This is a genomic window from Photobacterium alginatilyticum, assembly GCF_009910675.1.
GTDB classification, from domain to species: domain Bacteria; phylum Pseudomonadota; class Gammaproteobacteria; order Enterobacterales; family Vibrionaceae; genus Photobacterium; species Photobacterium alginatilyticum.
Genome location: NZ_RSEJ01000008.1, coordinates 157667 through 181722 on the forward strand (window position 1 = coordinate 157667; position 24056 = coordinate 181722).

Genomic DNA, 24056 nt, shown 5'->3' on the forward strand with positions numbered 1-24056 from the left:
TGGCAGCCGATCAGCTCGAAAATCAAATAAGACTTCTTATTAGTGGATGTATTTATGCACAAACGCATACTGCCCCAAGTATTGGGCGTGGCGCTATTGGCGTCATGGGCCCCCTCTTTAATTGCAAACCCGGAGCTAAATAACCTCATTGACTGGGCTATCACACACGATCCCGGCAAACAGCAACTCCAGTATCAGGCCGATGCAATGACTGATATGGGGATCGCCTCCGGCCAGTGGATGGATCCCAAACTCAAAGTCGGTGTCGGCGGGTTACCCGTTGACACCTTTGGCTTCGACGACGACCCGATGACCAATGTATCTGTCGGACTCATGCAGCAGTTTGGCCGCGGAGACACCCTGGCACTAAAGCAACAGCAAAGTACGCAGCAGGCTGAAGGTCTGCGCGAGAAAATGGGTGTGCGTGAGCTGGATATTAAAAATGCCATCACAACCCAATGGATAGAGCTGGCCTATCTTCAGCAGGCCCATCAGCTTCTGCGCCAGAACCGCTCCCTGTTTACCGAGCTGGAGCACTTTCTCGGGACCAACTATGGGGTCGGTGCCAACCAGGCTCAGGACATTATCCAGGCACAACTACAAATCAGCCGTATGGATGAAAAGCTCCAGGCCAACGAACAAATGCAGCAGCGCCTTCGCGCCCAGCTTTCTGAATGGCTAGGTCAGCAGGCATCAACAGTAACCGCCGACAGCTATCCACAATGGGCTAGCTTAAATACCTACCTCGCAACGGCGCCATCAGATAACTATCAGGTACTGGCTGTCCACCCATCAGTACGCATGGTTGATCAATTAATCGAGAGCGCCAAAACCGGCGTCGATATTGCCAACGAGGCTTACCTGCCACAGTTCGGGGTAGAAGTCATGTACGGATACCGACAGGCAAATGGCATGAACGGCCAGCCAGCTTCCGATCTGGTCAGTGCCTTTCTGACCCTGGACTTACCGCTCTTTACCGACAAGCGACAAGATAAAAAACTGTCTTCCGCCCAGCACCAGCTTGGTGCGGCCAAATCACAGCGCGATTTAATGCTGCAGCAAATGAACGCCAAAGTCGCGGCATTACTTATAGACCGCAACAATATCGAGCAGCGTTTAGCCCGCTACCAAGGCTCGCTGTTGCGTCAGGCCAAAGAGAAAACCCGTGCCATCGAACGAGGCTACCAGAACAACACCAATCAGCTCGATGAGTATATCCGGGCTGCCAGTGATGAGCTGACGATTGAACTGGAACAGGCGCGGCTCAATGCCGACCTACAACTGGCCAATAGCAACCTTGCCTACATACTAAATAAATTTTAGGAACAAGAATGAAGAAATCACTCACAATTGCCGTACTGGCACTCGCAGTCGGCAGCGCCCTGGGCTATTACATCGCCACCGAAACGCAGTTGGTTGGAGAGCAAGCTAGTACCAATAACGGCAGCAACGAGCCCTTGTATTGGGTGGCGCCTATGGATCCTAACTACAAGCGGGACAAACCCGGAAAATCACCGATGGGGATGGATTTGATCCCTGTGTATGAAGAAGATCAAGCAGGAGGCAAGGAGCAGGCCGGCACAGTGTCCATCTCTCCGGCCGTAGAAAACAGCCTTGGGGTCAAAACGACAAAAGTTAGCGTACAAAACCTTGAACCGGAAATTGATACGGTAGGTTATGTCTCCTTCGACGAAAGCCAGTTATGGCAGATCAACAGCCGGATCAGCGGCTGGATCCAAAAGCTTAATGTGGATGCGATTGGCGAGAAAGTAAAAAAAGGCGATGTCCTGTTTGAGGTCTACTCCCCGGATCTGGTCCGCGCCCAGGAAGAGCTGCTCAATGCCAAACGGATTGGCAAAGCCATTCTGGTAAAAGGAGCCAAAGAGCGCCTCGCTTCGCTCGGTGTCGATAACAGCCAGATCAATGACGTATTACGCCGTGGAAAAGCCAAAAGAAACATTGCCATCAAAGCCCCGGCAGATGGAGTAATAGCCACATTAAACGTCCGTAATGGTGCCTATCTATCCCCCCAGCAGACCGTAATCAGCGGCGGCTCACTCGATAATGTCTGGGTCGATGCGGAAATCTTCGAGCGCCAGGCTCACTGGATCCAGTCCGGTACCTATGCCGACATGCGCATTGATGCCCTGCCGGGCAAACAGTGGCAGGGAGAGGTAGACTATGTCTATCCCATCCTGGATCCAAAAACCCGTACCCTGCGGGTTCGACTCAAGTTCCCCAACCCAGCTGGCGAGCTCAAGCCCAATATGTTTGCGAGCCTGACCATGGTACCTCGTAGCAACGACACTGTTGTTGCAGTACCGGATCAGGCCGTGATCCGCACAGGCAATATGACCCGTGTAGTACTGGCTCTCGGAGAGGGTAAATACCGCTCTGCCCGGATAGAAACCGGCCGTGTCGCTGGCGGTATGGTCGAAGTGCTTGAAGGACTGACAGCTCAGGACAGCGTTGTGACCTCGGCGCACTTTATGCTGGATTCCGAATCGAGCCAGAGTGCCGATCTCAGCCGGATTGCAGGCACAGAGCCAGCAGAAACCAGCCAGAGAACCGTCAACGCTACTGGTGTGATCCGCAACGTCATGGCTAGCCACAAGATGCTAACCATCGAACATGCTCCTATCGAGCAATGGAGCTGGCCTGCGATGACAATGGACTTCACTGTCGGCGATAGCAGCAACCTGGGCCAATTAAAAAATGGCCAGTCGGTCGACTTCATCCTTGAGAAAAGCAGTGATGGTCAATTTGTCGTCAGCCGGGTTATTCCTGCCCAGTCCAACAATAACGTTGATCATAGCACTATGGATCACAGCCAAATGGATCACGGCACAATGAATGGAGACAACGCAGATCATAGCACCATGGACCACAGCCAGATGAACCACGGCGAAATGGATCATAGCAAACTGGAACTAGGCACTAAGGCAGGTGCACAATGATTGGAGCGATAATCCGCTGGTCGATTGCAAACCGCTTTCTGGTCCTCATAGCCACAGTCTTTCTGGTTGCCGCTGGTCTGTATAGCGTCAAAAAAACCCCAATTGACGCCATTCCGGACTTGTCTGATGTCCAGGTTATTATCAAGACCAGCTATCCGGGACAGGCTCCCCAGGTCGTCGAAGATCAGGTGACCTATCCCCTGACAACGGCCATGCTGGCGGTACCGGGCGCTGAAACGGTCCGGGGCTATTCTTTCTTCGGAGACTCCTATGTCTACATCATTTTCAATGATGAGACAGACATGTACTGGGCGCGCTCGCGGGTACTGGAATATCTCAGTCAGGTGGCACCAAATCTGCCACCGAGCGCCAAGCCAACCCTGGGGCCGGATGCAACCGGGGTGGGCTGGATCTTCAGCTATGTTCTCACCGACACAACAGGACAGCACGATCTCAGTGAGCTAACCAGCCTGCAGGACTGGTTCCTGAAGTACGAACTACAAACCGTTGATGGGGTCTCGGAGATCGCCACCGTCGGCGGTATGGTCAAGCAGTATCAGGTACAAATTGACCCTGCCAAACTGCGCGCCTATGACCTGACCTTGCAGCAAATTAACATGGCGATTCAGGCTGGAAACCAGGAAGCCGGCGCATCAGTTGTCGAAGTGGCCGAGGCCGAGCATATGGTTCGGGCAACAGGCTATGTCTCCGATATCAAAGACCTGAAAAATCTGCCGCTCAAAGTCACCGCCAAAGGGACACCGCTGCTACTGGGTGATATCGCCGATATTAACCTTGGTCCGCAAATGCGCCGCGGGATCTCAGAGCTTAACGGCAAGGGAGAAGCGGTTGGCGGCGTGATCGTGATGCGATTTGGCGAAAACGCCAGGGAAGTCATTGAGAACGTCAAAGCCAAACTGGCGGAGCTCCAGCGTAGCCTGCCAGAAGGCGTAGAAATAGTGCCGACCTATGATCGCTCGAGCCTGATTGACCGTGCCGTAGATAACCTGTACGAGAAGCTGCTGGAAGAATTTATCGTGGTTGCACTGGTCTGTGCCCTCTTCCTATTCCACTTCCGCTCGTCACTGGTGGTCATGATCAGCCTGCCGATAGGTATTCTTAGTGCCTTTATCGTGATGCACTGGCAGGGCATCAACGCCAATATCATGTCGCTCGGAGGCATTGCCATCGCCATCGGTGCCATGGTCGACGGTGCTATTGTGATGATCGAAAACGTCCACAAGCATCTCGAACGTACCCCACTGACGGATAAAAACCGCTGGCAAGTGATCGGAAAAGCAGCAGAAGAAGTCGGCACCCCGTTGTTTTTCTCGCTGATCATTATCACCTTGAGTTTTGTGCCTGTCTTTGCCCTCGAAGGCCAGGAAGGCAAAATGTTCTCGCCGTTGGCCTTCACCAAAACGTATGCCATGGCAGCGTCGGCGGGACTGGCCATCACCCTGGTTCCTGTGCTGATGGGCTACTTTATCCGCGGCAAGGTACTACCTGAACATAAAAACCCGGTAAACCGGGCTGTTATCGGCCTGTATCGTCCGTTACTTAACCTCAGTATGCGATTCCCGAAAACCATTATCGTCATGGCTATCGCATTAATGGCCTCTGCCTATTACCCGATACAAAAAATGGGCAGTGAGTTCATTCCGCCGCTGGACGAAGGTGATCTGATGTATATGCCGACAACCTATCCGGGCATTTCCATCGGTAAAGCCCGTGAGCTGTTGCAACAAACCGACAAGCTGATCAAAACCATTCCGGAGGTCAAAACGGTCTGGGGAAAAATTGGCCGGGCCAATACTGCTACCGATCCCGCCCCGCTGACCATGATCGAAACCATCATTCAGTTTAAACCGAAGGATGAGTGGCGAGTAGGAGTGACAAACGACAGCCTTCGCCGGGAGCTGGACCAGCTCATCCAGTTCCCGGGCCTGACCAACGCCTGGGTAATGCCGATCAAAACCCGCATCGATATGCTGGCAACAGGGATAAAAACACCTATCGGCGTCAAGATTGCCGGCCCTGAGCTCAAGCAGATAGAAGCCATCGGTACCCAGCTCGAAACGATATTGGAAGGTGTGGAAGGTACAGCCTCTGTCTACGCCGAACGAGTTGCCGGCGGACGTTATATCACCATGGATATTAAACGCCGTGAAGCAGCTCGCTACGGCTTGAGTATCAAGGATATCCAGCAGGTGATCAGCACCGCCATCGGGGGAATGAACGTCGGTGAGTCGGTTGAAAGCCTGGAGCGCTATCCGATTAATGTTCGCTACCCGCAAAGCTACCGCGACTCGCTGGTCAAACTGCAAAACCTGCCGCTGGTCACACCGAACGGGGCACGTATTGCGCTGGCCGATGTTGCTGATGTCCGTTTTGAGGACGGCCCGCCGATGATCAAAACCGAAAATGCCCGTCCTAACGGCTGGGTATTCATCGATATTGACGGCCGGGATCTCGGCTCCTATGTCCAGGATGCCCAGCAAAAGGTCGCCCGGGAGTTGAGCTTGCCAGCAGGCTATTCGCTCACTTGGTCCGGTCAGTATGAATATATGGAGCGCGCAAAGGCCAGATTGAGCGTCGTTGTGCCTGCCACTATCGCCATCATCATGATGCTGCTCTACATGAGCTTCCGACGCGCCGGAGAAGTACTGATGATCATGGGCACCCTGCCCCTTGCTATGGTTGGCGGCCTCTGGCTAATGGAAATACTCGGCTATAACTTCTCGATTGCCGTCGGTGTCGGTTTCATTGCCTTGGCCGGGGTTGCGGTAGAGATCGGAGTGATCATGCTGGTGTACCTCAACCAGGCGTGGACATTCAGACAGCTTGAGCGCAAGCATCAGCAGACCCCCCTGACCAAAGCCGATCTCACTGAAGCGATCAAGGAAGGCGCCGGGCTGCGTGTTCGCCCAGTCATGATGACGGTAGCAACAGTGATCATCGGTCTGATCCCGATTATGTACGGCTCGGGTACCGGTTCTGAAGTCATGCAGCGCATTGCCGCCCCGATGATTGGCGGTATGGCGTCTGCCCTGCTGCTGACCTTGGTTGTTCTGCCCGCGGTGTTCAAGCTCTGGAAAGAAGCCAGCCACCAGCTAAAACAATAAACGTACTTTTGTGAAGAAGAATAATTGAAAGGAATGATAAATGAAGAACTATCAACTACTACCAATAGGGTTACTGTTTGCCGCTGCGACAACCTTTGCCGCCGGCCAGCATGAAGGAATGGATCACAGTCAGATGGACCATAACACTATGGACCACAGCAACATGAACCACGGCAACATGGAGCACCATGGTAAGATGGCCTCCGCTGTTGGTATGCCCGCACCAACCGAGCAAGCAACACAAACAGTCAAGGTAAGCCTTAGCGATGATATGAAAATGCAGTTCTCGCCAGCACTCAATATTAAACAAGGCGATATCGTGCGCTTCGTGGTCACTAATACCGGCCAAATTCCTCATGAGTTCTCAATTGGTAGCATTGACGAGCAAGACAAACACCGGGCAATGATGCGCTCCATGCCTGATATGCAGCATTCGGACGGCACGACAGTCACCTTGCAGGCCGGTGAAACCGCTGAGCTTGGCTGGCATTTCATGGGGCAGAACTTTGTTGAGTTTTCCTGCAATATTCCTGGCCATGCCGAAGCTGGTATGAAAATGAATACGATCCTACGCTAAAAGCCGGATATACAAGTCCTGCTATCTAAAAAGAAAAACTGAAAAAAGGGAGCAGCAACCATTGCTCCCTTGTTCACATCATAGCCGAATGCTTGCTTATTTAAGCTCCGAATAATCTCTCGGTGTACCCGCCATTAAAGATACATTGCGAAATTTATCTTGATCTTCAAACTATATGATGAAAATATAGTTTGAAAACCAAACTATAACAACATCAAACAATCTCACACGAGGCAGCATTGTGCATTCCCAAACTCTGAGCCAATGGCAACATTCGCATAACTTTGTATCTATTAACCCCAAAGGAGAGAAACGCACCGTATGGGTTTTGTGGCTGACCATTTTTACTATGGTGGCTGAAATTACAGCTGGCAGCTTGTATGGTTCAATGGCACTACTCGCCGACGGCTGGCATATGGGTACACATGCTGCCGCTTTTATGATCACCATCTTTGCCTACCGCTATGCACGCAAACATTCAGATAACCGGGACTTTTCGTTCGGAACCGGGAAAGTCAGTGTACTGGGCGGTTTTACCAGTGCTATTGCCCTGGGGTTGGTTGCATTGCTGATGATGGTTGAATCTGTCCAGCGGTTGTTCTCACCTGAAACCATTCAGTTCAACGAGGCTATATTGGTGGCCGTTATTGGCCTTAGTGTCAATATCGCCAGTGCGTTTCTGCTCAAAGATGATCACCATCATCATGATCACGGTCATAGTCACGACCATAACCACAGTCATGACCACCATCATCACGATCACAACCTCAAAGCCGCCTACTTCCACGTACTTGCCGATGCACTCACCTCGGTACTGGCCATTGTCGCTCTGCTATTTGGCAAGTATTACGGCCTGCACTGGCTTGATGCCATCATGGGAGTTGTTGGTGCTGTGATCATTACCCGCTGGGCATGGGGTCTAATGAAGCAGACCAGTCCTATCTTGCTCGACAGTAATATCGATGAGACATACCAGCAGCAAATTATCGACACTCTGGAAGCTGATGCTGATAACAAAGTCAGTGATATTCATATCTGGAAAGTCAGCGCCAATCATTATGCCGCGATGATCTCATTGGTTACCCACACACCGAAACCGGCACAGGATTACAAGCAATTGCTGGCAAATTTCGATAAACTCAACCACCTGACCATTGAAGTAAACAGGTGTCAGGACTTGCACTGACCACGGATATTTAATGAAAGAGATTGAACAGTTAAACCATACAATTATTGAATTCTACGAAAAACTCTCGTCCTGGGAGCAGTCTGTCGTTCGCGACAAGGGCTTTACCCTGCCTCAGGTTCACATCGTGGAAATTCTCGGGGTCCATGGCGCCATGCGCATGAAAGAGCTGGCGGACAAGATCGGTGTCACCACCGGCACCCTAACTGTTCAAGTCGATAAAATGGTCAAAAGTGAACTGCTCCAACGCCGACCGCATGAATCGGATCGGCGCTCTATTCTTGTGGAGCTAACGGAGAAAGGAGCGGCCATGTATCACGAACATGACGACCTGCACCTCGCGTTAACACAAGATATCACGGCTGGTCTTGATGAAGATGAGCGAAGCAACCTATTGAAATATCTGATCAAGATAAACCAGGAGTTTTAAGTCCTAACCTGCGCGGAAAGTCTCATTTCCCGCGCAGCTTATACTTTGACGGAAAACGGTGGGCGATATCAGTAAATACCCCATCGACGCCCCAGTTAAATAGCTGGTTGGCACGGGCCAAATCGTTCACGGTATACACATTAATCTTGTAACCTGAAGACTTAAACCGGGCTACCATCGCCTGAGTCAGGCTCTGATCTTCCGGATGAATATAATCCGCCCCGCACGCCTGCATCACAGACTCCCAGTCATCACCAAGACTTGCGGCTTCAAACAAACAGGCAACCGAAGTCTGCGGTCGACGGCGCTTAAACTCTGCCAAAGCAAGATGATTAAAGCTGGAAACTATCAACTCACGTCCGGTATCCAACTGCACCAACGCTGTGATCACATTAGCAATCAGCTTATCGGTCATCGCCCAGCCAGCCGAACATGACTTGATCTCAACATTGATATTCAACTCATGCTGGTTAACCAGGGTTATCAGCTGTTCAAAGGTCGGGAGCGGCTCGCCAATGAAATCATCATGAAACCAGCTTCCGGCATCAATATCGCCCAAATCCGCCTTGGTAAGTTCAGCCAGGTTACCGCTTTGGTCGGTACAGCGATCCAGCGTATCGTCGTGGGAGACAACAACAGTCCCGTCAGCCAGGATATCAACATCGCATTCAATCCATTGAATTCCATGCTGTCGGCACAACGCAAAAGCAGCAAGGGTGTTTTCAGGGGCCAGAGAAGACATACCACGATGCGCAAAGAGAGTTTTCATTTACGAGTCCGTATAGGTTATAGATAAGATTTACATAAAGACTATACCGTCATCAATATCCCGAGACACTAGCTGACTGACATCAAAGCTGCAACATTGTGACAGGGGCGAATGTATACCCAAGCTACCTTATCTCAGGCTATATATTTAAAAGCACTATGCCGCTCGAGCGGCTCCATTTCGCAAAGAAACAGCGATTGCCAAGCGTAATACTTGATTCCGGCACGATAAGACTTACAATTCCGAACTCAATCTTGACAAATTGCTCCCCGTTCAAGACCCAAAAATCAACAAGGCACCTTTGGATTTATCAGCATGAGCAACAAAATGTACAGCGAGTACAACCCTGTTTTTAATTCTTCATTTCTCCATCCCAGGCACTGGCTAACCTGGCTGGGGCTACCTTTTGCTCTTTTGCTGTCTCTGCTTCCGCACCGTTTACGAGCCACTATGGCAACCCGTCTTGCCAAGTACTTTGTCTCTAAGAACAACAGCGCCAAGCGACGGGCACTTATCAATATCCAGCTGTGTTTCCCTGAAATGACCGAGCAACAGCAACTGGCGCTGCTTGAGCGCTCATACGCGACTGCCGGGACAGTCTTGCTGGGATTTGCCCAACCATTTATCAAAGGCCGTAAATTCGTTATCAACAGCCATGATGTGAACGGTGAGCACTACCTTCACGAGCTTCGACAGCAGAATAAAAATATTATTATGCTGGTACCGCACAACTGGGCCATTGATTTCACCGCGCTCTATTTTGCTGCCAAAGAAATGCCGATGGTCGCGATGATCCGTCCGCAGAAAAACCCAATCGCCGACTGGCTGATGAACCTGCAGCGTATGCAGTTCGGCGGCCGCATCTACACCCGCAGCCAGGGCATCAAACCCTACCTGAAATCTATCAAGGAAGGATATCTGGCTTATTACCTGCCGGATGAAGATCACGGTGCGCAGCAAAGTGTCTTTGCCCCGTTCTTTGGTAACGAAAAGGCCACAGTCAAGGGTGTCGGCAAGCTGGCTAAACTGGCCAATGCCGCGGTTCTGCCTGTATTTCCGTCCTTTAACATGGAAACCGGCCGCTATGAGATCAATATCCAGGCCCCACTCACTGATTTCCCGTCCGGAAATGAATACGAGGATGCCTGCTACATGAACAAAGTACTGGAAGAGATGATCAGAAAACAGCCAGAACAGTACATGTGGGTAATGAGCATTATGCGCCACCTGCCGGACGGCAGCCAGCGCTACTAGTTTGTGTAAATAAGTAGTCTATTTACATTCCCACGGCAAAAAAGCAAACACCAACAAAAGGCTCACCGTCGGTGAGCCTTTTTTATCAAGCTATTTTAGAGCTAGACAGTGTATAGAACTAAGCATAGTTTAGGTTTGGATATGGAACAGGCGCTATAGGGCTCCTCACTCAACCACACTTACCCGCATATCTTCTTCAACTTGCTGAACGGCCTCAAGCAACTGGTCGACATTGACCTCGCTTGGTACCTCTACCATCAACTCGGCAATGAACAGGGCCTGACCAAGATCCGCGACACCGATCCGATAGTTTTCAATTTTGACGATCTCGATCCCTATATCATCCAGGATATTGGTAATGTCATTGACGATCCCCGGCCGATCACTAGACTCTACTTTTAGTTTCAACGACTCAACACTACCCTTTGGCGCAGCCTGAGGCGCTTCAATAATACGTACATTCAGATCAGTCAGGCGATTAAATGCCTCTTTAAGCATTGCTGCCGTTTCTGCAGGAATGTCGACCTTGATAAGACCAACTATCTGGTTATCCAAGCGGTTGATTTTACTCACCAACCACTTTCCTCCCAGCTCATGGGTTTTAGCCGCAAGTTGATTAATTAATTGAGGGTGATCCTGACCCGCAATGGTTATTGTCAACTGAATATTCATAAGCCGTCCCCTCTGTAAATACATCATGTATTAACGCGTTGTAACCAGACGAAAAATTGCAGGTCACCTATTCAGACTAGCAAGCAACCCGCACTCCTGCAGTGACTCAGTTCATACTAACCATGCATATTCACCTACAATTTATGTAACAATTTGGTATATCACTGATTTAAAAAAGCTATTCATTCTAGGGGGTATTTATCGATACAAACAAAAATGCCAGCCGGTTTAAATCGGCTGGCATTTTTATTATGCAATTTCTGAAACAGTAGGCTTAATTGGCTGTGCGATATTTTTCCAGAATTCGGCCCAACGACTGAGACGCATCAGACAGCTCCTGCACGCTGGCAACAGACTGTTCGGTCGCAGAGCGGATCACACTCGATTGGTTACGAATGTCATGCAGCTCAGAGGCGATATCATTGGCTACCGCCGTCTGCTGCTCGGCAGCTGTTGCAATCTGGGCACTCATGTCCATGACCGTCTTGGATGACTCGGCAATGTAATTCACATCCGCACCAATTTCAGTGATCATCTCGCGGCTCTGGTAGGCTTGCTCCAGAGTCTCTGAGGTAATCTGCGAAATACCGTTGGTTTCAGCCTGAAGCTTGTCGATCATCGACTGGATCTCGACCGTTGCCTGCTGGGTGCGTCCTGCCAGCGTACGTACTTCGTCAGCTACAACAGCAAACCCGCGGCCTTGCTCACCGGCCCTTGCCGCTTCAATCGCCGCATTCAGTGCCAGCAAATTTGTCTGCTCAGAAATAGCATTGATCGTCGTGATCACCTCGTTGATCTCCGTCGCCTTTTCATTCAGGCTGCTGACAGTCGCCGATGCTGCATCGGTCTGCTCAGAGAGCTTGGTCACAACCACAATAGCATTCTGCACTTTTTCATTGCTCTGCTGCAGCTTCGCGGTATCAGCATCAAATTGATCCGTTGTTTGCACGGCGATATTAGCGATATCTTTAGCGGATGCTGTCATCTCTTCCATCGCGGTTGCGACAGAGTCGACCGATGCATACTGCTGGTTGATCTGTTGCTCAGAGTTCTGCGCTTCCTGGCCAAATGTCGCGGCCGTATTGTGCAAAGTAGCCGAGCTACCTTTTACGGTTTCAACCAGCTCACTGAGGGTATCCATCGTACGGTCAAGCTCGAAACCAATGATACCGAACTCATCCCGGCCAACATGGAAGCCCAAACGAGAAGTCAAATCACCTTCAGCAATCCGGCGTGTTGCCTGGTGCATAACCCACAATGCGCCGCCGAGGAAAGTGGCCAGCCAATAACAAATCAGTGCAATCGGTGCCAGCGTCAATAGAGAATAAAGAAAGTGGGAGAACGCCTGCCCTTTGGCTTCGGTTTCAGCAGCGCCGGCAGGTTGGGTCAATACGGCGTAACCGCCGCCCTGCACAGGTGCAGATGCAGTAATCACATCGTTGTCACGTGAGGTTCCGGCTGAAGAAGAAACCAGCTTAATATTTTGCTTCAATAGCGCCTGTTCTTGTTCTTGACGAGTAAGCCCTGCTACCTGCAACGTATTGACCGACGCTTCGACCTGCGCCTCAACGCGCTGAACAGAGGCTGCTTCGATACGAGATAATGCAGAATAATACTGACTGCCTGATACACCAACAACAACTGCGGCTATTGCCAAAAACAATACCCAAAACTTGTCATTGATAGACATTTTGATAAACAGACGATCAACGGTCCTGAATTCAACTTCTCTCATCGTGATACCATGTAATAAGCCTAAAACGTTATGGTAACAGTTGAAGAAATTTGTTGTGATATACAACAGGTAATTTATTGACGAGCCTAACAATATTTTCAAGGAATATAGATCGCGATCACAATATTACCATTGAACATGCTTTGTCGGCATATCTAGTGAACTGCCTATCTGCACTGTAGGCCTTCTGGATGGAGTCACCTAACCCTAACCCCCGCTTACAGCAAAAGAACAATCTTCAGCAACGATGATTCTAGTCATTCATTCTCCCCCAACGTGACCCAGATCATCTCCTTCAACATTATTGGAATTCTGTTTCACTCATAATAGCGACCAGTTTTACAAGCTGCGTTCCTCGCTGCCACCAGGACATAATGATGAAAGAAATTGCATTCCGCTGGATAGATAAACACCTAATCAATGTGACAATCAGAGAGAATTTTTTAATCCTCTTTTTTGCCCCGCTAATTGCTATTATTATTGTCAGCACAACTCTGATTGATGCGGCAGAAAAGCAACAAAACCAGATATTAAGACAAGAATTGGAAACCGTCGCGACCCTTATCTCTCAGACCAATTTAGAGCAAAGTGACGTAATTCGTGTCCTGGCAGACAGCAACATTCAGGTTGGCTCTAGCGGCAAGCATACCGCTCAAGTGGCAAATTCTGGCTATCAGCTAACGATCACCGAACAACCCAATCTACTTTCTGCCCTCACAATTGGCCACTCAGCTATTATTGTTGCTGCATGCCTTTTTATCGTTATGTGCCTCTATTACATCATGACCTTTATGGGCGGTGCCCTTTACAATATCTATGATGCGGTAACACGTCTGGCTGACGGTGATCTTTCTTACCGAATTAACCATGCTCCGGCACGAAATGACTTTAACCTTATTGCCAGAACAGTCGACCGCGTGTCTGAGCGTGAACACAAACTGGTTATTGCAACTCAGGAAGCCATTGCGTTGATCCAACAAATCAGCTCAGAGCTTCGCCAGCGCAGTAATGACAACGAAGCCTTAACCTTACAACAGCAAGAGCGCATCGATTCTCTAGCCAGCGCCACAGAACAAATGGCTAGCTCAGTTCGCGAAGTAGCCAGTCACGCCCATGACACATCCAGTCAAACTAGCGAAGCAGCTCAGCTAACAACCCAAGGCCAAACACAAGTCATAACCACTCTCACTGCCATTAATCAGCTAGGCACCGAGATCAATTCAGCTTCAAAGGCCGTTATGGAGTTAGACAGTAACGCAGCCCAAATCGATGATGTAGTGACCACGATTAGTGCTATCTCAGAACAAACTAACTTACTGGCTCTTAACGCCGCCATTGAAGCAGCCCGAGCCGGTGAACAAGGCCGAGGTTTTGCAGTGGTTGCAGATGAAGTTCGCACTCTGGCCAGCCGCACCCAGAATGCTACAGTCGAAATTCAGCAAATGATTGAAGCACTGCAAAGCAACAGCCAACGTTTGATGAAGGTAATGCAGCATACGGTAAGCAATGCTGAATCCAGTGAAAAAATGATGAGCTCGGTTAATCAGGATATTGACCAGATCTCAGCCAAAAATCAGTCTATTTCTGGTCGAAGTATAGAAATCGCTGCAGCCGCTGAAGAACAAGGGGCTGTTGCTGACAGCATTGCCTCGGATGTAGAGCAAGTTAGAAAACAATCTCGACAGGTTGCTGACATGGTGACTCAGTCTACCGAAGAGATACACCGCCTCTACCAACAGGCCGATGTACTAGAAAGCTTAATGAAAGATTTGAAGGTGTAGCTTATGCGTCAGAACAATGAACCCACCTTCACCAGCTCAATGGAAAATCAATGAACACGCGGACAAAAGTATCGTTATCCCAGGGTAAAATAGGCAAATAGTCAGGGTCATCTGCCAGCCTGTTATCATAGGGGGCCAGGTTGTATTCAGTATGCTCAATATCAAGCACCAGCTGACCATCTCCAAACCAGCCCCCTTTCAGCCAATGATTAGCATCATAGGCAAAGGTCACGACAAGTTTATTTTCCAGCCAGTCATCACCGTCATGCCATTGTTGGGCAAAAACGTGCAAGTCCACACTTGAGCCTAGACCCACACCGGCATACAGCTGCAATGAACCAGCGGATGTTTCATTGCGTAATCCACCCCGCTCATAACCACGAGTCCTCGGTACATCATCATCAATCTCGAGGAAATAATATCCTGCCGAGGCTTTGACACCAATCTCGTAGGCTTTAGCATTCAAGCCCACATCAATACCTGGCATCAGCTTATGCTGCTTCTCGATAGAGCTGACCGTATTCCGCCTGTCATAAAGGCCGACAAACCAATCCATAGCAAGCTGCTCCGATAAGTTGGCCAGCTTCCCGCTGACAAGGAAGTCCGACTGGAACCAAATAGGGATATGATCAGGGTCCAGTTCGTCATTATCGATATCAAAGTAGGTATTAATACGCCCGCTCAGCAGGATGTTGGAGCTCGTTGCATGGGAGGCCAATACACCGATTCCGACTCCGAAAGTGTGTGAGTCAGCCTGCTCAACAATAAAATCATGCCCGCCAAGCGTCATGCGCCAGTTCACGGCATAAGCAGAGGTCGTATAACCAAGGAGAAAAGCAATAACAAGCAGCAGCCATCTGATTTTATTGGCATACATGATACAACTCACATCATCGTATTATGCAACCAAAACTAGGCCACCCCCGATAATTACGCAAATCTACGCAAGGTCGAAAATGAGAACATCACTCCTGTTATTTCAAAGACTGAGTTTCTAAGAGCGTGTCCTCATTGATGTTCCGAATCAGATTACCAAACTATTATCGATACAATGGAATAGAGAAGCCCAACCTGATTTCAAGAATTGATGTCTTTTGATAATCGAACGAGTCACTCGTTAGGGCAAGGTCAAAAATAGAACTCTTATATGCAACCCCAAAAGCCTGATCTAAGGGGTAGTATTTAAATAGGTACTGAGATTGTCCTGCTCGGTACTGGTACCCCAAGTTGACTAACAAGGTATCGTACGACTGGAAGCCCTGAATATAGCCGGTGTGCGCTTGGCGACTATAACCCAACAAGGCATTGTATTTCACAGGTAACTTTTGCTTAAAATCCCTATTACCCTCATAGCCTGTGATCACAGGTTCGATTTTTATCTTCCCATCTTCGATGACACTCGTTGCCGTCGTTGCTTGGGCATCAGTAAATGGTGATTGATCCCACAGTACTTCACTATAAACATCCTGCACATAAAGCGAAGTAAACACACTGTCAGTGAGCTGCCAATCCAATCCTAAGTCAAAACTATAACCATAGAGGCTTTCGGGCGCATTGGTTTGCCGATCAAACAGTTTATCTTCTGTATACGTGTATGAGAGATCTAAGTTGCCAGAATAACACTCAAATCCGTCACCACAATCTCCGGTCAATGAAGCCCAGCCACTTGTCTCCCCGACCATTAACTCCCTGGCTTTTAGATATGATGCAGCGCCATACAGATTGATACCTTCAAAGCCATCATAGTGATAAGCAATCCTGAAGCCATCGGTTTTGATGTGATTGGTTTTAAGATCCAAGTCATATCGCTTATCGGGCTCTATCAGTGTGCCATTTACCGTTGTGCCGTAAAGCTCCATCGTGTCTTTGGTGAACCCCAAAAACCACTCATAGCGGGAAATCAACGAGAAAGAGATATTCTTATATCTTGTCCCTATCACGAACTCATTAAAGGTAAAGGCACTCTCACTCCGGTTGTAGGTCGTTTCTGTTCCTTTAATCAGATGATAAGCAGAGTTATTTTCAGCATAGGCTATCGCGTTAATCGATGTATAGACATCTAGCCCTTGAGAACTTGCAGAATAAAATGGAATTAGGCTTAGTGACGCAGCCGCCGCAGACATTAACATGATAAGTACAAATCAAACTTTAAATATAAGAAAGGGAGGCTAGATGCCTCCCTAGAATTAGAGCAACTTAATTAAAACAACGACTCAAAGGAGCCATCGAGATAACGAACCAGTACTAGGCCATTTTTTATCTCTTCAATTGACGCAACCTTCTTACCATTGATACTTATTTCACCAGCAACATTTTCTTCGTATTCGCTCACCGTTGCTACCGCACCTGTTGTATTACGTACAATAATTGCGGAGTTAACGACATTATCATACAAACCTACAGGCGCTTCGATGATAGTATCAACACCATTGTATTCAACGGTCGCTTTTGCCTGCGCAACATTATACTGCGAGCGATTAACTTCCAGCTTAACAGAAGCTGCGATGGCATTATTTAGTGCATTCTGTACATTAGTGCTAACCTGGGCAGTCAAATAAGTCTTAACAAACTTATCTTGAGTTTCAGGGGTTCTCGTTGTATCAACATTATTGCAGTTCCAGCCTAAAACTGAACCTGAAGAACAGACATTGAAAATTTTAGACTCTTCCGCATAGATATATCCTAGGCTATTATCAGCGACTAGATTTACATAAACTCCAACAGAGTCACCGCCAGTCGCTAAATCACCACCAAACCGAATGTTTGCCAGCATAAACGAACCTGACTTTGCTTCAGTCTGCTGATCAGCCTCTAAGTTATTTTGAACTTCTGCAGCAGCTAAACCTTTTACATCAAAATGGATATGACCAGTAAAGTTTGCTGACTTCTTGGTTTTCGCATCTACAAATGCCAACTGCGTATTTGGTAAGTTGAGTGCTACTGACTCTACCGACAGAACTGTTGCTTCACCAGAGAAACCAACAACCTTAGCGCTGCTATTGGTAGCTATTAATTGAACATTATCAACTGAAGAATCAATTGATGTTATACCCAGATCAATCTCAGCAGTTGTTTGGTCACCTTCTGAAATTGACACCTTGCTGATAACGGCAACTACTTTGGTTGATTCAACATTTTCAGCTGTATTATCGCGCTGCGCCGAATAGGTCGTACCATCAACTGCAACCGTGAAGCCGCGATAATTATAAGTTGTATTTTCAGGTGCAGCTTTTTGTGCTTCATAAGCATCAGTGATAGCTTCGACAGCCGTTTGAACATTTGTTAGCGCCAACTCAACATCTTTTTCTTCAATCAATGGCGCAATAACATCCAGCTCGTTGCCAAAATCTGTCAAGCCTTTCTTCAGATCGCCATTATCCTGAACAGATAAATACGTTGTACGAACATCATTAATAAATGACTTAGCTGCCTGTACCACACCCTGCGCAGGTGGCTGAGGAGTCACTTCAATAGGATCCAGCTCGCCATCACCATCAATATCCTTAAACCCACTATCGCCCGTTGTCTGCTCTGCTTTATGATCTGCTAACTCTTTCTTGCTAACTTCAGACACTTTTACTAATGGCTCACCACTACCATTGTCGACTAACTGTTCAGCATCGGCAATTACATCTAGTAGAGAAGTAGAAACCTCGTATACATCCCCTTTGTTAGTAAGCAGCTTATCAGTATCAATCGCACTACTCATTACCGCAGCAGAATACAACGCGGCATTAATATCTTCCGGGGCAGCACCTTGAGTTTGAGCAGGATCCGTCAGATCCACCGAACCAAGCTCAGTAATAGAACCTTCCAAACCAAAAATGTCTTCAACAGTGTCTTTAGCACGATTTGCAATTTGTGTCGTTACAGGTGAAGAACCTGCATCTTCCAGTGCCTGCTTGGCCGCAATATCCGTTAAAGAGGTAACATTGACAACAGAAGTCGCCGAGTTTGCCGCAGGAAGAATGGTTTTGAGCTGCCATCCATCCTTAACAACAAAAGTCTGTCCAAAGTTGACTTGAGCACCCGATGCATCGGTACAGGTTGCTACGTCACATTTCATCGTTGTTGAAGTATTTTTTTTCGATACCGCTACCAGTATTGGTTTGTCTAGCGGAGCATCTGAGATGCTGTATTTACCACTCGAGTTTGTGGTTGTTTCATAATAGTAATTACCCTGAGCATTACAGCCTTGGGCATCAAAAGTATCGCAGACTTCAACCTTGCCGTTGCTAATAATACCTTTGTTCACGGTTCCTGAAAAATCTGTACCCGTCGGTTGCGGGATTACTTTCTTGTCATCACCACCACTTCCACCACCGCAGCCAACAAGACCTAGTACAGAAGCAATTGTTATAGCTAATATTTTTCTTTTCATAATTACACCTAGCATCACCAAAACAAATGCGCAGACATTATTTCATTAACTGACGATATGCAATAAAACAAGGCTCATATAATGAGCGAGACCACAAAAAATAGATTATTAGCTCTATTGTTAAGCAAAAAACTTAAACTGAAAGATAAACATTAAAACAAGGTCCATATAACAGAAATATCCCTAGGCGTTTCATGGGAAAAGGAAAATAAGCAGCCTATTTCCAGTTAAAGGATACCAAATGCCCTTGTTTAGCAAAGATCAGATTGAGCAGCAGAAGCCTATTTCCTGGTTAGCCGACCCATTGAAAGCCGCACAAGAAACAATGAAAAGGTATGGCCTGTGGCATATTAATCAGCAAATGGGAAGTCGCTGGCCGATAGCCTGTGTAGCGGTGGAAATCACTCAGCGGTGTAATCTGGATTGCACCCTCTGTTATCTGTCGGAGCACTCAGAATCGATTCATGATCTGCCGCTCGATGAAGTCCTGCGGCGAATTGAGCAAGTGTATCGCTACTACGGGAAGAATACCGATATACAGGTAACCGGAGGCGAGCCGACACTCAGAAAACCCGACGAGTTATGTGCCATCATTACCATAATCCGCAAACTGGGCATGCGTGCGACTTTGATGACCAACGGCATTCGGGCAAGCCGATCGCTGCTTGAAAAACTATGTCGGGTTGGTTTAACTGATGTCGCCTTCCATGTCGATACCACCCAGCAACGCAAGGGATACAGCACCGAGCTGGAACTCAATGTTATTCGCCAGGCCTATCTGGACAAAGTAAAAGGCCTGCCTCTAAGTGTGATGTTCAATACCACGCTGCACAAAAGCAATTATCACGAGCTTCCTGAGCTTGTCCGCTTCTTCTGTGACCACGCCACACAGCTGCGCACCGTCTCTTTTCAGCTTCAGGCTGATACCGGCAGAGGCACACTGACAACGCGTTCAGATGATATCACCCTGGAAAACACTGTAGAGCGTATCAACCAAGGAGGCGGCACAGTTCTTAACTTCGATGCCGTGCAGGCAGGCCACCCCAACTGCAATCGCTATGCCCTGGCTTTGGTCATTAATAATCAAGCCCATAACTTTTACGATGACAACCGGCTTTTTGGCCAAGTGCTGCGCGCTAGCAAAACGGTCAACTGGCAACGCAACCAACCAATACAGTCAGTCTATCGCTTCGGGTTTTGGTTGCTAAAACACCCAGCCATCGCCCTCAGGCTCACAGCGTGGGGGGCAAAAAGATTATGGCAACTCAAAAACACATTAATTGCCAGCAGAGGAAAAGCCACCACCCTTTCATTTATCGTCCATAACTTTATGGATGCCAGCCAGCTTGATCAGGAAAGAGTAGCCTGCTGCGTATTCAATACCATGACACGAGACGGCCCCATTTCCATGTGCCTGCATAATGCCAAGCGGGATGGGTTCATCCACCAGGCGATACAAACAAGCGAGGGAAAATATTGGTCTCCGGTAACAGGAAGCCTGTCCGGCACGGAGCAAATTATCGAGGTGATCCCCATGGACCAGCTACCGTCACGTTTTCTCAGGGGAAGAAGCAGGAAAATTAACTGATGCAGCCAATATGTTTAGAATTCATAAGCAAAAAAAAGCTGCGTTATCAGTTAACGCAGCCTTCTTTGAAACAGTTGGAGTATTAGATTCCCGCGCGCTTCAACAAGCCGGTCATCAGAGCTGAACTGCCCTTAACCTGCTTGGACTTATTCTTCAATTCACGAGCCAGAGATGAGTCATTGATTGAATTACAGATATAAATCATTGCCTGATACATGTCGCGAGGCGTCTTGATACGATCAGCATCGTTAAGCGGGCTAATGATCTTCACAACATCGCTGCCTTTCTTGTTGTTTTCGTTAGCGTACTCAAGTACTGAATCAAGTAGCTTGTCCAAATCAACAATAAACTCTGAGCTCTCGATACCCTGCTTCTGGATCTCTTTCAGGTTTCTCTTTCTTACCTGCTTAATGATGAATGCAGGCGTATTAAGCTTTCTGTAACCAAAGAAGCCCGCCAAAACGAGTAAGACAGCACCACCTGCTACATACCCCCAAATTGAACCTGAAGACTCGGCAACCGGCTGAACGACTTCGGCAACCTTTGTAACAGACGCTGGTACATCAGACATATTTGTAACCTTTTACTTAAACGAATACGGGACACCCGAGACATTATGCACGTTGGTCGCTAAGGGCTATGCGTTTTATCAAGATTTAGATCGAATAGAGTGACGGAGGTCAAAATTTTGACAATTAAGTGCAAAAATAAAGCACCGATTCGAGAGAGCCAACCAGGCTACACACTCCATTTTTACTGGCTGTGCGGCAGATCAGACAAGAAAAAGGCATAGCCGAAACTATGCCTTAGCAATAAAGAATTAACTCCCTGATTTGGCAATATATGATGCCATCTCTTCTTCCGGTACCATACCGCCTCCCGTCGCCCAGACCAGATGCGTCGCATTTTTCATTTTGTGATCATCAAGCTGAACACGTTCGCGGTATTCCTTATTACCTGAGACCCAGACAGGACCGAGCAACCCAGCCAATGCAGAAGGCTCAAGCTGAATGTCTTCATGTTTGCTTAGCTCTCCCAAATGATGGTACATCCTTTCATCGGTAACGGTGTAGTAGCCATCAAGTAGCCTTTCCATCGCCCTACCCACAAAACCAGAAGCACGGCCAACGGCTAGGCCATCAGCAGCCGTAATGTTATCGATACCGATATCCTGCACCGCAATTTGATCATGAAGACCAGTATGAACACCCAGCAGCATGCAAGGGGAATGGGTTGGCTCGGCAAAGATACAGTGGACATTATCACCAAAGGCCATTTTCAGACCGAACGCCACGCCGCCAGGGCCACCACCCACACCACACGGCAGATAGACAAACAGCGGGTGCTGCTCATCAACAGTGATCCCCATATCATCAAACTGCTTCTTTACCCGCTCGCCGGCAACAGAGTAACCCAGGAACAGGGTTTGTGAGTTTTCATCATCGATAAAGAAGCAAGACGGATCATTTTCTGCCTCTTTACGCCCCTGCTCTACCGCAACCCCATAATCTTCCTCGTACTCAACCACTGTCACACCATGAGCGCGCAGCTTGTTCTTTTTCCACTCGCGCGCATCTGCTGACATATGGACCGAAACCGAGAAGCCCAATTTTGCACTCATAATGCCGATAGACATACCCAGATTACCGGTAGAGCCGACGGCAATGCTGTACTGCTTGAAAAAGTCTCTGAATTCATCGGTGAACAACTTGCTGTAATCATCAGATTCGGACAGCAGGCCAGCCTCAAGAGCCAGCTTTTCAGCGTGAGTTAGTACTTCATAAATCCCGCCACGCGCTTTAATCGATCCCGATATAGGCAGGTGGCTGTCTTTTTTTAACAATAACTGGCCGGTGATTTGGGTGTCATACTGCTGCTCGAGGACTTTTTTCATCGCCGGGATCGCGACCACTTCCGATTCGATAATGCCCTTCGATGGTGCCGTTTCCGGGAAGGCTTTCATCAGGTAAGGAGCAAACCTTGCCAGACGCTCACTGGCATCTTTGATATTGGTTGTATCAAGCCCGACATGCGGCAGCCCTTCTGCCAAGGTGGTGATGTTTGGGTTAAACCAGCAGACTTCTTCCAGCGCAATCAGCTTTTTCACCAGAGGGAATTCACTAACCAGCTTTTCAATGTTCAATGCGTTCATTTTTCTACCTTAAATTAAATGATGTATGACAGTAGGAAAGTGCCACCCAGGGCGACAAAAGAAGCGATGAATGTCGCCGTTGTATAGTATTTGAAGATTTCTGTTATCGATGCCCCGCAGTACTGCTTAACCAACCAGAATAATGAATCTGTTACGATAGTACAGCCAATCGCACCAGAGCCGATGGCCAGAGTAATGATCTCAGGGCTAATATCCGGATACATCGAAAGCATAGGTGCAACAATGGCTGTCGCCCCCATCATGGCAACCGTCGCAGAGCCTACAGCGGCATGAAGAATGATCGCCACCAGCCAGGCGAGAAGAATCGGATGCATGTCGAGATTTGACAAGATCTGCGCCAGTACATCCGCCAATCCGCTCCCTTTCAGTACACCGTTAAATGCACCACCAGCACCAATAATCAGTAAAATATTGGCAATAGAGGAAAAGGCACCTTCTGTTTTCTCCAGCAGTGCTGACATGCCCATGTTTTGCCTAATACCCAGCATGTAGTAGGCAACAAAAGCCGCAATAAACATGGCGGTTATCGGATTACCCAGGAACTCGAGCGTGGTGTAAAGGGTGGTGCCGTGCTCCATGTTCAGTTCCGCCGCTGTCTTCATCAGCATGAGAAAAATAGGGAGCATCACGGTAAATAAGGTAGCGCCGAGTGATGGGAGCTCGCTTTCATTTCTGACTTCCAGCGAGGAAAATTCTTCCGGGACTTTCTTAAATGGCAAGCTTGAGCCCATCAGCTTTAAAAATAATGGCCCGCCGATAAGTGATGCTGTCAAACCAATTAACAAACCATAAAAGATAACCGAACCGATGTCCGCTCCCAGCTCATTGGTAACATATAGCGCGGCTGGATGAGGCGGAACAATACAATGCACCGCCATCAACGCAGTACACAGTGGTATGGCAAGATTAAGCAAAGAGGTATTGGTTTTTTTGGCAATAGAGAAAGCCAGCGGGATCAGAAGTACGACACCCACTTCGACGAAAAGAGTGATACCGCACACCAGGCCAATAAGCACCATAATGACTTCAGGTGATAACCAGCGGCATTTTTGAAGCGTTAAGCCTATTCGCTCAGCCGCTCCCGATACCTCCATCATTTTTCCCAGTATGGTACCAAGACCAATAACAGTAGCCAGAAAACCTAACGTTCCGCCAATACCATTTTCAATGGCGGTAACCATTTCAATCGGCCCCATTCCCATTGACGTACCAACATAAAAGCTGGCAAAAAGCAGTGCTAAAAACGGGTGGAGTTTAAATTTAACGATCGAGAAAACGATCATTACGATACTGGTTATAAGCGTCGCTATAACCCAAAGTTGCGATTCCATAATTTGACCTTGTGTCTGCTGTTTAATCTCGTTTTATTAAACAAAACGGGAAAATTGCTGACAAACGATCAAACCTCATCCCCTTGTGAGCCAGATT

The 24056-nt window shown here is 48.2% G+C and carries 18 protein-coding genes; 9 read left to right on the forward strand and 9 right to left on the reverse strand.

Translation table 11 applies throughout. From position 1 onward, the window contains the following. The first annotated feature begins 54 nt into the window (after window positions 1-54). From EIZ48_RS09925 to EIZ48_RS09950, 6 genes are all read left to right on the forward strand, one after another. Window positions 55-1323: a TolC family protein gene (locus EIZ48_RS09925; protein ID WP_160650559.1), complete on the forward strand. Its 1269-nt coding sequence runs from the start codon at window positions 55-57 to the stop codon at window positions 1321-1323. A gap of 8 nt (window positions 1324-1331) precedes the next feature. Then, window positions 1332-2957 (forward strand): efflux RND transporter periplasmic adaptor subunit, encoded by a 1626-nt coding sequence (locus tag EIZ48_RS09930; protein ID WP_160650561.1) that lies wholly within the window; start codon window positions 1332-1334, stop codon window positions 2955-2957. Beyond that, the gene (locus EIZ48_RS09935) at window positions 2954-6082 is read left to right on the forward strand and encodes an efflux RND transporter permease subunit (RefSeq protein WP_160650563.1); all 3129 of its coding nucleotides are present in this window, start codon (window positions 2954-2956) and stop codon (window positions 6080-6082) included. Before EIZ48_RS09930 ends, EIZ48_RS09935 begins: the two co-directional genes overlap by 4 nt. Before the next feature lie 40 nt (window positions 6083-6122). Beyond that, window positions 6123-6659 carry a cupredoxin family protein gene (locus EIZ48_RS09940; RefSeq protein WP_160650565.1) on the forward strand — a complete coding sequence of 179 codons (537 nt, stop codon included), beginning with the start codon at window positions 6123-6125 and terminating at the stop codon, window positions 6657-6659. 241 nt (window positions 6660-6900) lie between these two features. After that, entirely contained in the window at window positions 6901-7845 is a 945-nt protein-coding gene (dmeF, locus tag EIZ48_RS09945; RefSeq protein WP_160650566.1) for a CDF family Co(II)/Ni(II) efflux transporter DmeF, read from the forward strand. Between the two features lie 13 nt (window positions 7846-7858). Continuing rightward, on the forward strand, window positions 7859-8275 hold the full coding sequence (locus tag EIZ48_RS09950) for a MarR family winged helix-turn-helix transcriptional regulator (RefSeq protein ID WP_160650568.1): 417 nt from the start codon (window positions 7859-7861) through the stop codon (window positions 8273-8275). 22 nt (window positions 8276-8297) lie between these two features. Here the strand turns inward: EIZ48_RS09950 and EIZ48_RS09955 are convergent, their stop codons facing one another. After that, window positions 8298-9044, reverse strand: coding sequence for a glycerophosphoryl diester phosphodiesterase (locus EIZ48_RS09955; RefSeq protein WP_160650570.1), 747 nt, complete (start codon window positions 9042-9044; stop codon window positions 8298-8300). A 315-nt stretch (window positions 9045-9359) separates the two neighbouring features. Here EIZ48_RS09955 and lpxM point away from each other — a divergent pair, with 315 nt between their 5' ends. After that, the gene (gene lpxM / locus EIZ48_RS09960) at window positions 9360-10298 is read left to right on the forward strand and encodes a lauroyl-Kdo(2)-lipid IV(A) myristoyltransferase (protein ID WP_160650572.1); all 939 of its coding nucleotides are present in this window, start codon (window positions 9360-9362) and stop codon (window positions 10296-10298) included. A 165-nt stretch (window positions 10299-10463) separates the two neighbouring features. On the opposite strand, the gene EIZ48_RS09965 is transcribed toward lpxM, so the two are convergent. Continuing rightward, window positions 10464-10970 carry a glycine cleavage system transcriptional repressor gene (locus tag EIZ48_RS09965; protein ID WP_075768245.1) on the reverse strand — a complete coding sequence of 169 codons (507 nt, stop codon included), beginning with the start codon at window positions 10968-10970 and terminating at the stop codon, window positions 10464-10466. A 274-nt stretch (window positions 10971-11244) separates the two neighbouring features. After that, window positions 11245-12705, reverse strand: coding sequence for a methyl-accepting chemotaxis protein (locus tag EIZ48_RS09970; protein WP_160650574.1), 1461 nt, complete (start codon window positions 12703-12705; stop codon window positions 11245-11247). Between the two features lie 377 nt (window positions 12706-13082). Here EIZ48_RS09970 and EIZ48_RS09975 point away from each other — a divergent pair, with 377 nt between their 5' ends. Then, the gene (locus tag EIZ48_RS09975) at window positions 13083-14486 is read left to right on the forward strand and encodes a methyl-accepting chemotaxis protein (protein ID WP_160650575.1); all 1404 of its coding nucleotides are present in this window, start codon (window positions 13083-13085) and stop codon (window positions 14484-14486) included. Between the two features lie 28 nt (window positions 14487-14514). Here EIZ48_RS09975 and EIZ48_RS09980 read toward each other — a convergent pair whose 3' ends face one another. The 3 genes from EIZ48_RS09980 to EIZ48_RS09990 form a co-directional block, all read right to left on the reverse strand. Continuing rightward, window positions 14515-15363, reverse strand: a complete 849-nt coding sequence (locus EIZ48_RS09980) for a hypothetical protein (protein ID WP_192928520.1) — start codon at window positions 15361-15363, stop codon at window positions 14515-14517. Between the two features lie 163 nt (window positions 15364-15526). Then, entirely contained in the window at window positions 15527-16615 is a 1089-nt protein-coding gene (locus EIZ48_RS09985) for a hypothetical protein (protein WP_160650576.1), read from the reverse strand. Between the two features lie 71 nt (window positions 16616-16686). Beyond that, window positions 16687-18867, reverse strand: coding sequence for a hypothetical protein (locus EIZ48_RS09990; RefSeq protein ID WP_160650578.1), 2181 nt, complete (start codon window positions 18865-18867; stop codon window positions 16687-16689). 241 nt (window positions 18868-19108) lie between these two features. Here EIZ48_RS09990 and EIZ48_RS09995 point away from each other — a divergent pair, with 241 nt between their 5' ends. Further along, a complete protein-coding gene (locus tag EIZ48_RS09995; RefSeq protein ID WP_160650580.1) occupies window positions 19109-20455 on the forward strand; it encodes a radical SAM protein in 1347 nt (448 codons plus the stop codon). An 82-nt stretch (window positions 20456-20537) separates the two neighbouring features. On the opposite strand, the gene EIZ48_RS10000 is transcribed toward EIZ48_RS09995, so the two are convergent. From EIZ48_RS10000 to dsdX, 3 genes are all read right to left on the reverse strand, one after another. Next, complete coding sequence (locus tag EIZ48_RS10000; protein ID WP_075768240.1) at window positions 20538-21026, reverse strand: hypothetical protein; 489 nt, start codon at window positions 21024-21026, stop codon at window positions 20538-20540. A 249-nt stretch (window positions 21027-21275) separates the two neighbouring features. Continuing rightward, window positions 21276-22607 (reverse strand): D-serine ammonia-lyase, encoded by a 1332-nt coding sequence (gene dsdA, locus EIZ48_RS10005; protein WP_160650582.1) that lies wholly within the window; start codon window positions 22605-22607, stop codon window positions 21276-21278. 14 nt (window positions 22608-22621) lie between these two features. Next, window positions 22622-23959, reverse strand: coding sequence for a D-serine transporter DsdX (gene dsdX / locus EIZ48_RS10010; protein WP_160650585.1), 1338 nt, complete (start codon window positions 23957-23959; stop codon window positions 22622-22624). Window positions 23960-24056: the final 97 nt, after the last annotated feature.

Bases quoted from the DNA above. Each gene is read 5' to 3' on its own strand.
- EIZ48_RS09930 (WP_160650561.1), top strand. From the start codon at position 1,332: ATGAAGAAATCACTCACAATTGCCGTACTGGCACTCGCAGTCGGCAGC.
- EIZ48_RS09955 (WP_160650570.1), bottom strand. From the start codon at position 9,044: ATGAAAACTCTCTTTGCGCATCGTGGTATGTCTTCTCTGGCCCCTGAA.
- EIZ48_RS09990 (WP_160650578.1), bottom strand. From the start codon at position 18,867: ATGAAAAGAAAAATATTAGCTATAACAATTGCTTCTGTACTAGGTCTT.
- EIZ48_RS09965 (WP_075768245.1), bottom strand. From the start codon at position 10,970: ATGAATATTCAGTTGACAATAACCATTGCGGGTCAGGATCACCCTCAA.
- EIZ48_RS09950 (WP_160650568.1), top strand. From the start codon at position 7,859: ATGAAAGAGATTGAACAGTTAAACCATACAATTATTGAATTCTACGAA.
- EIZ48_RS09980 (WP_192928520.1), bottom strand. From the start codon at position 15,363: ATGTATGCCAATAAAATCAGATGGCTGCTGCTTGTTATTGCTTTTCTC.
- EIZ48_RS10000 (WP_075768240.1), bottom strand. From the start codon at position 21,026: ATGTCTGATGTACCAGCGTCTGTTACAAAGGTTGCCGAAGTCGTTCAG.
- dsdA (WP_160650582.1), bottom strand. From the start codon at position 22,607: ATGAACGCATTGAACATTGAAAAGCTGGTTAGTGAATTCCCTCTGGTG.
- EIZ48_RS09970 (WP_160650574.1), bottom strand. From the start codon at position 12,705: ATGAGAGAAGTTGAATTCAGGACCGTTGATCGTCTGTTTATCAAAATG.
- EIZ48_RS09985 (WP_160650576.1), bottom strand. From the start codon at position 16,615: ATGTTAATGTCTGCGGCGGCTGCGTCACTAAGCCTAATTCCATTTTAT.
- EIZ48_RS09975 (WP_160650575.1), top strand. From the start codon at position 13,083: ATGAAAGAAATTGCATTCCGCTGGATAGATAAACACCTAATCAATGTG.
- EIZ48_RS09935 (WP_160650563.1), top strand. From the start codon at position 2,954: ATGATTGGAGCGATAATCCGCTGGTCGATTGCAAACCGCTTTCTGGTC.
- lpxM (WP_160650572.1), top strand. From the start codon at position 9,360: ATGAGCAACAAAATGTACAGCGAGTACAACCCTGTTTTTAATTCTTCA.
- EIZ48_RS09925 (WP_160650559.1), top strand. From the start codon at position 55: ATGCACAAACGCATACTGCCCCAAGTATTGGGCGTGGCGCTATTGGCG.
- dsdX (WP_160650585.1), bottom strand. From the start codon at position 23,959: ATGGAATCGCAACTTTGGGTTATAGCGACGCTTATAACCAGTATCGTA.
- EIZ48_RS09995 (WP_160650580.1), top strand. From the start codon at position 19,109: ATGCCCTTGTTTAGCAAAGATCAGATTGAGCAGCAGAAGCCTATTTCC.
- EIZ48_RS09940 (WP_160650565.1), top strand. From the start codon at position 6,123: ATGAAGAACTATCAACTACTACCAATAGGGTTACTGTTTGCCGCTGCG.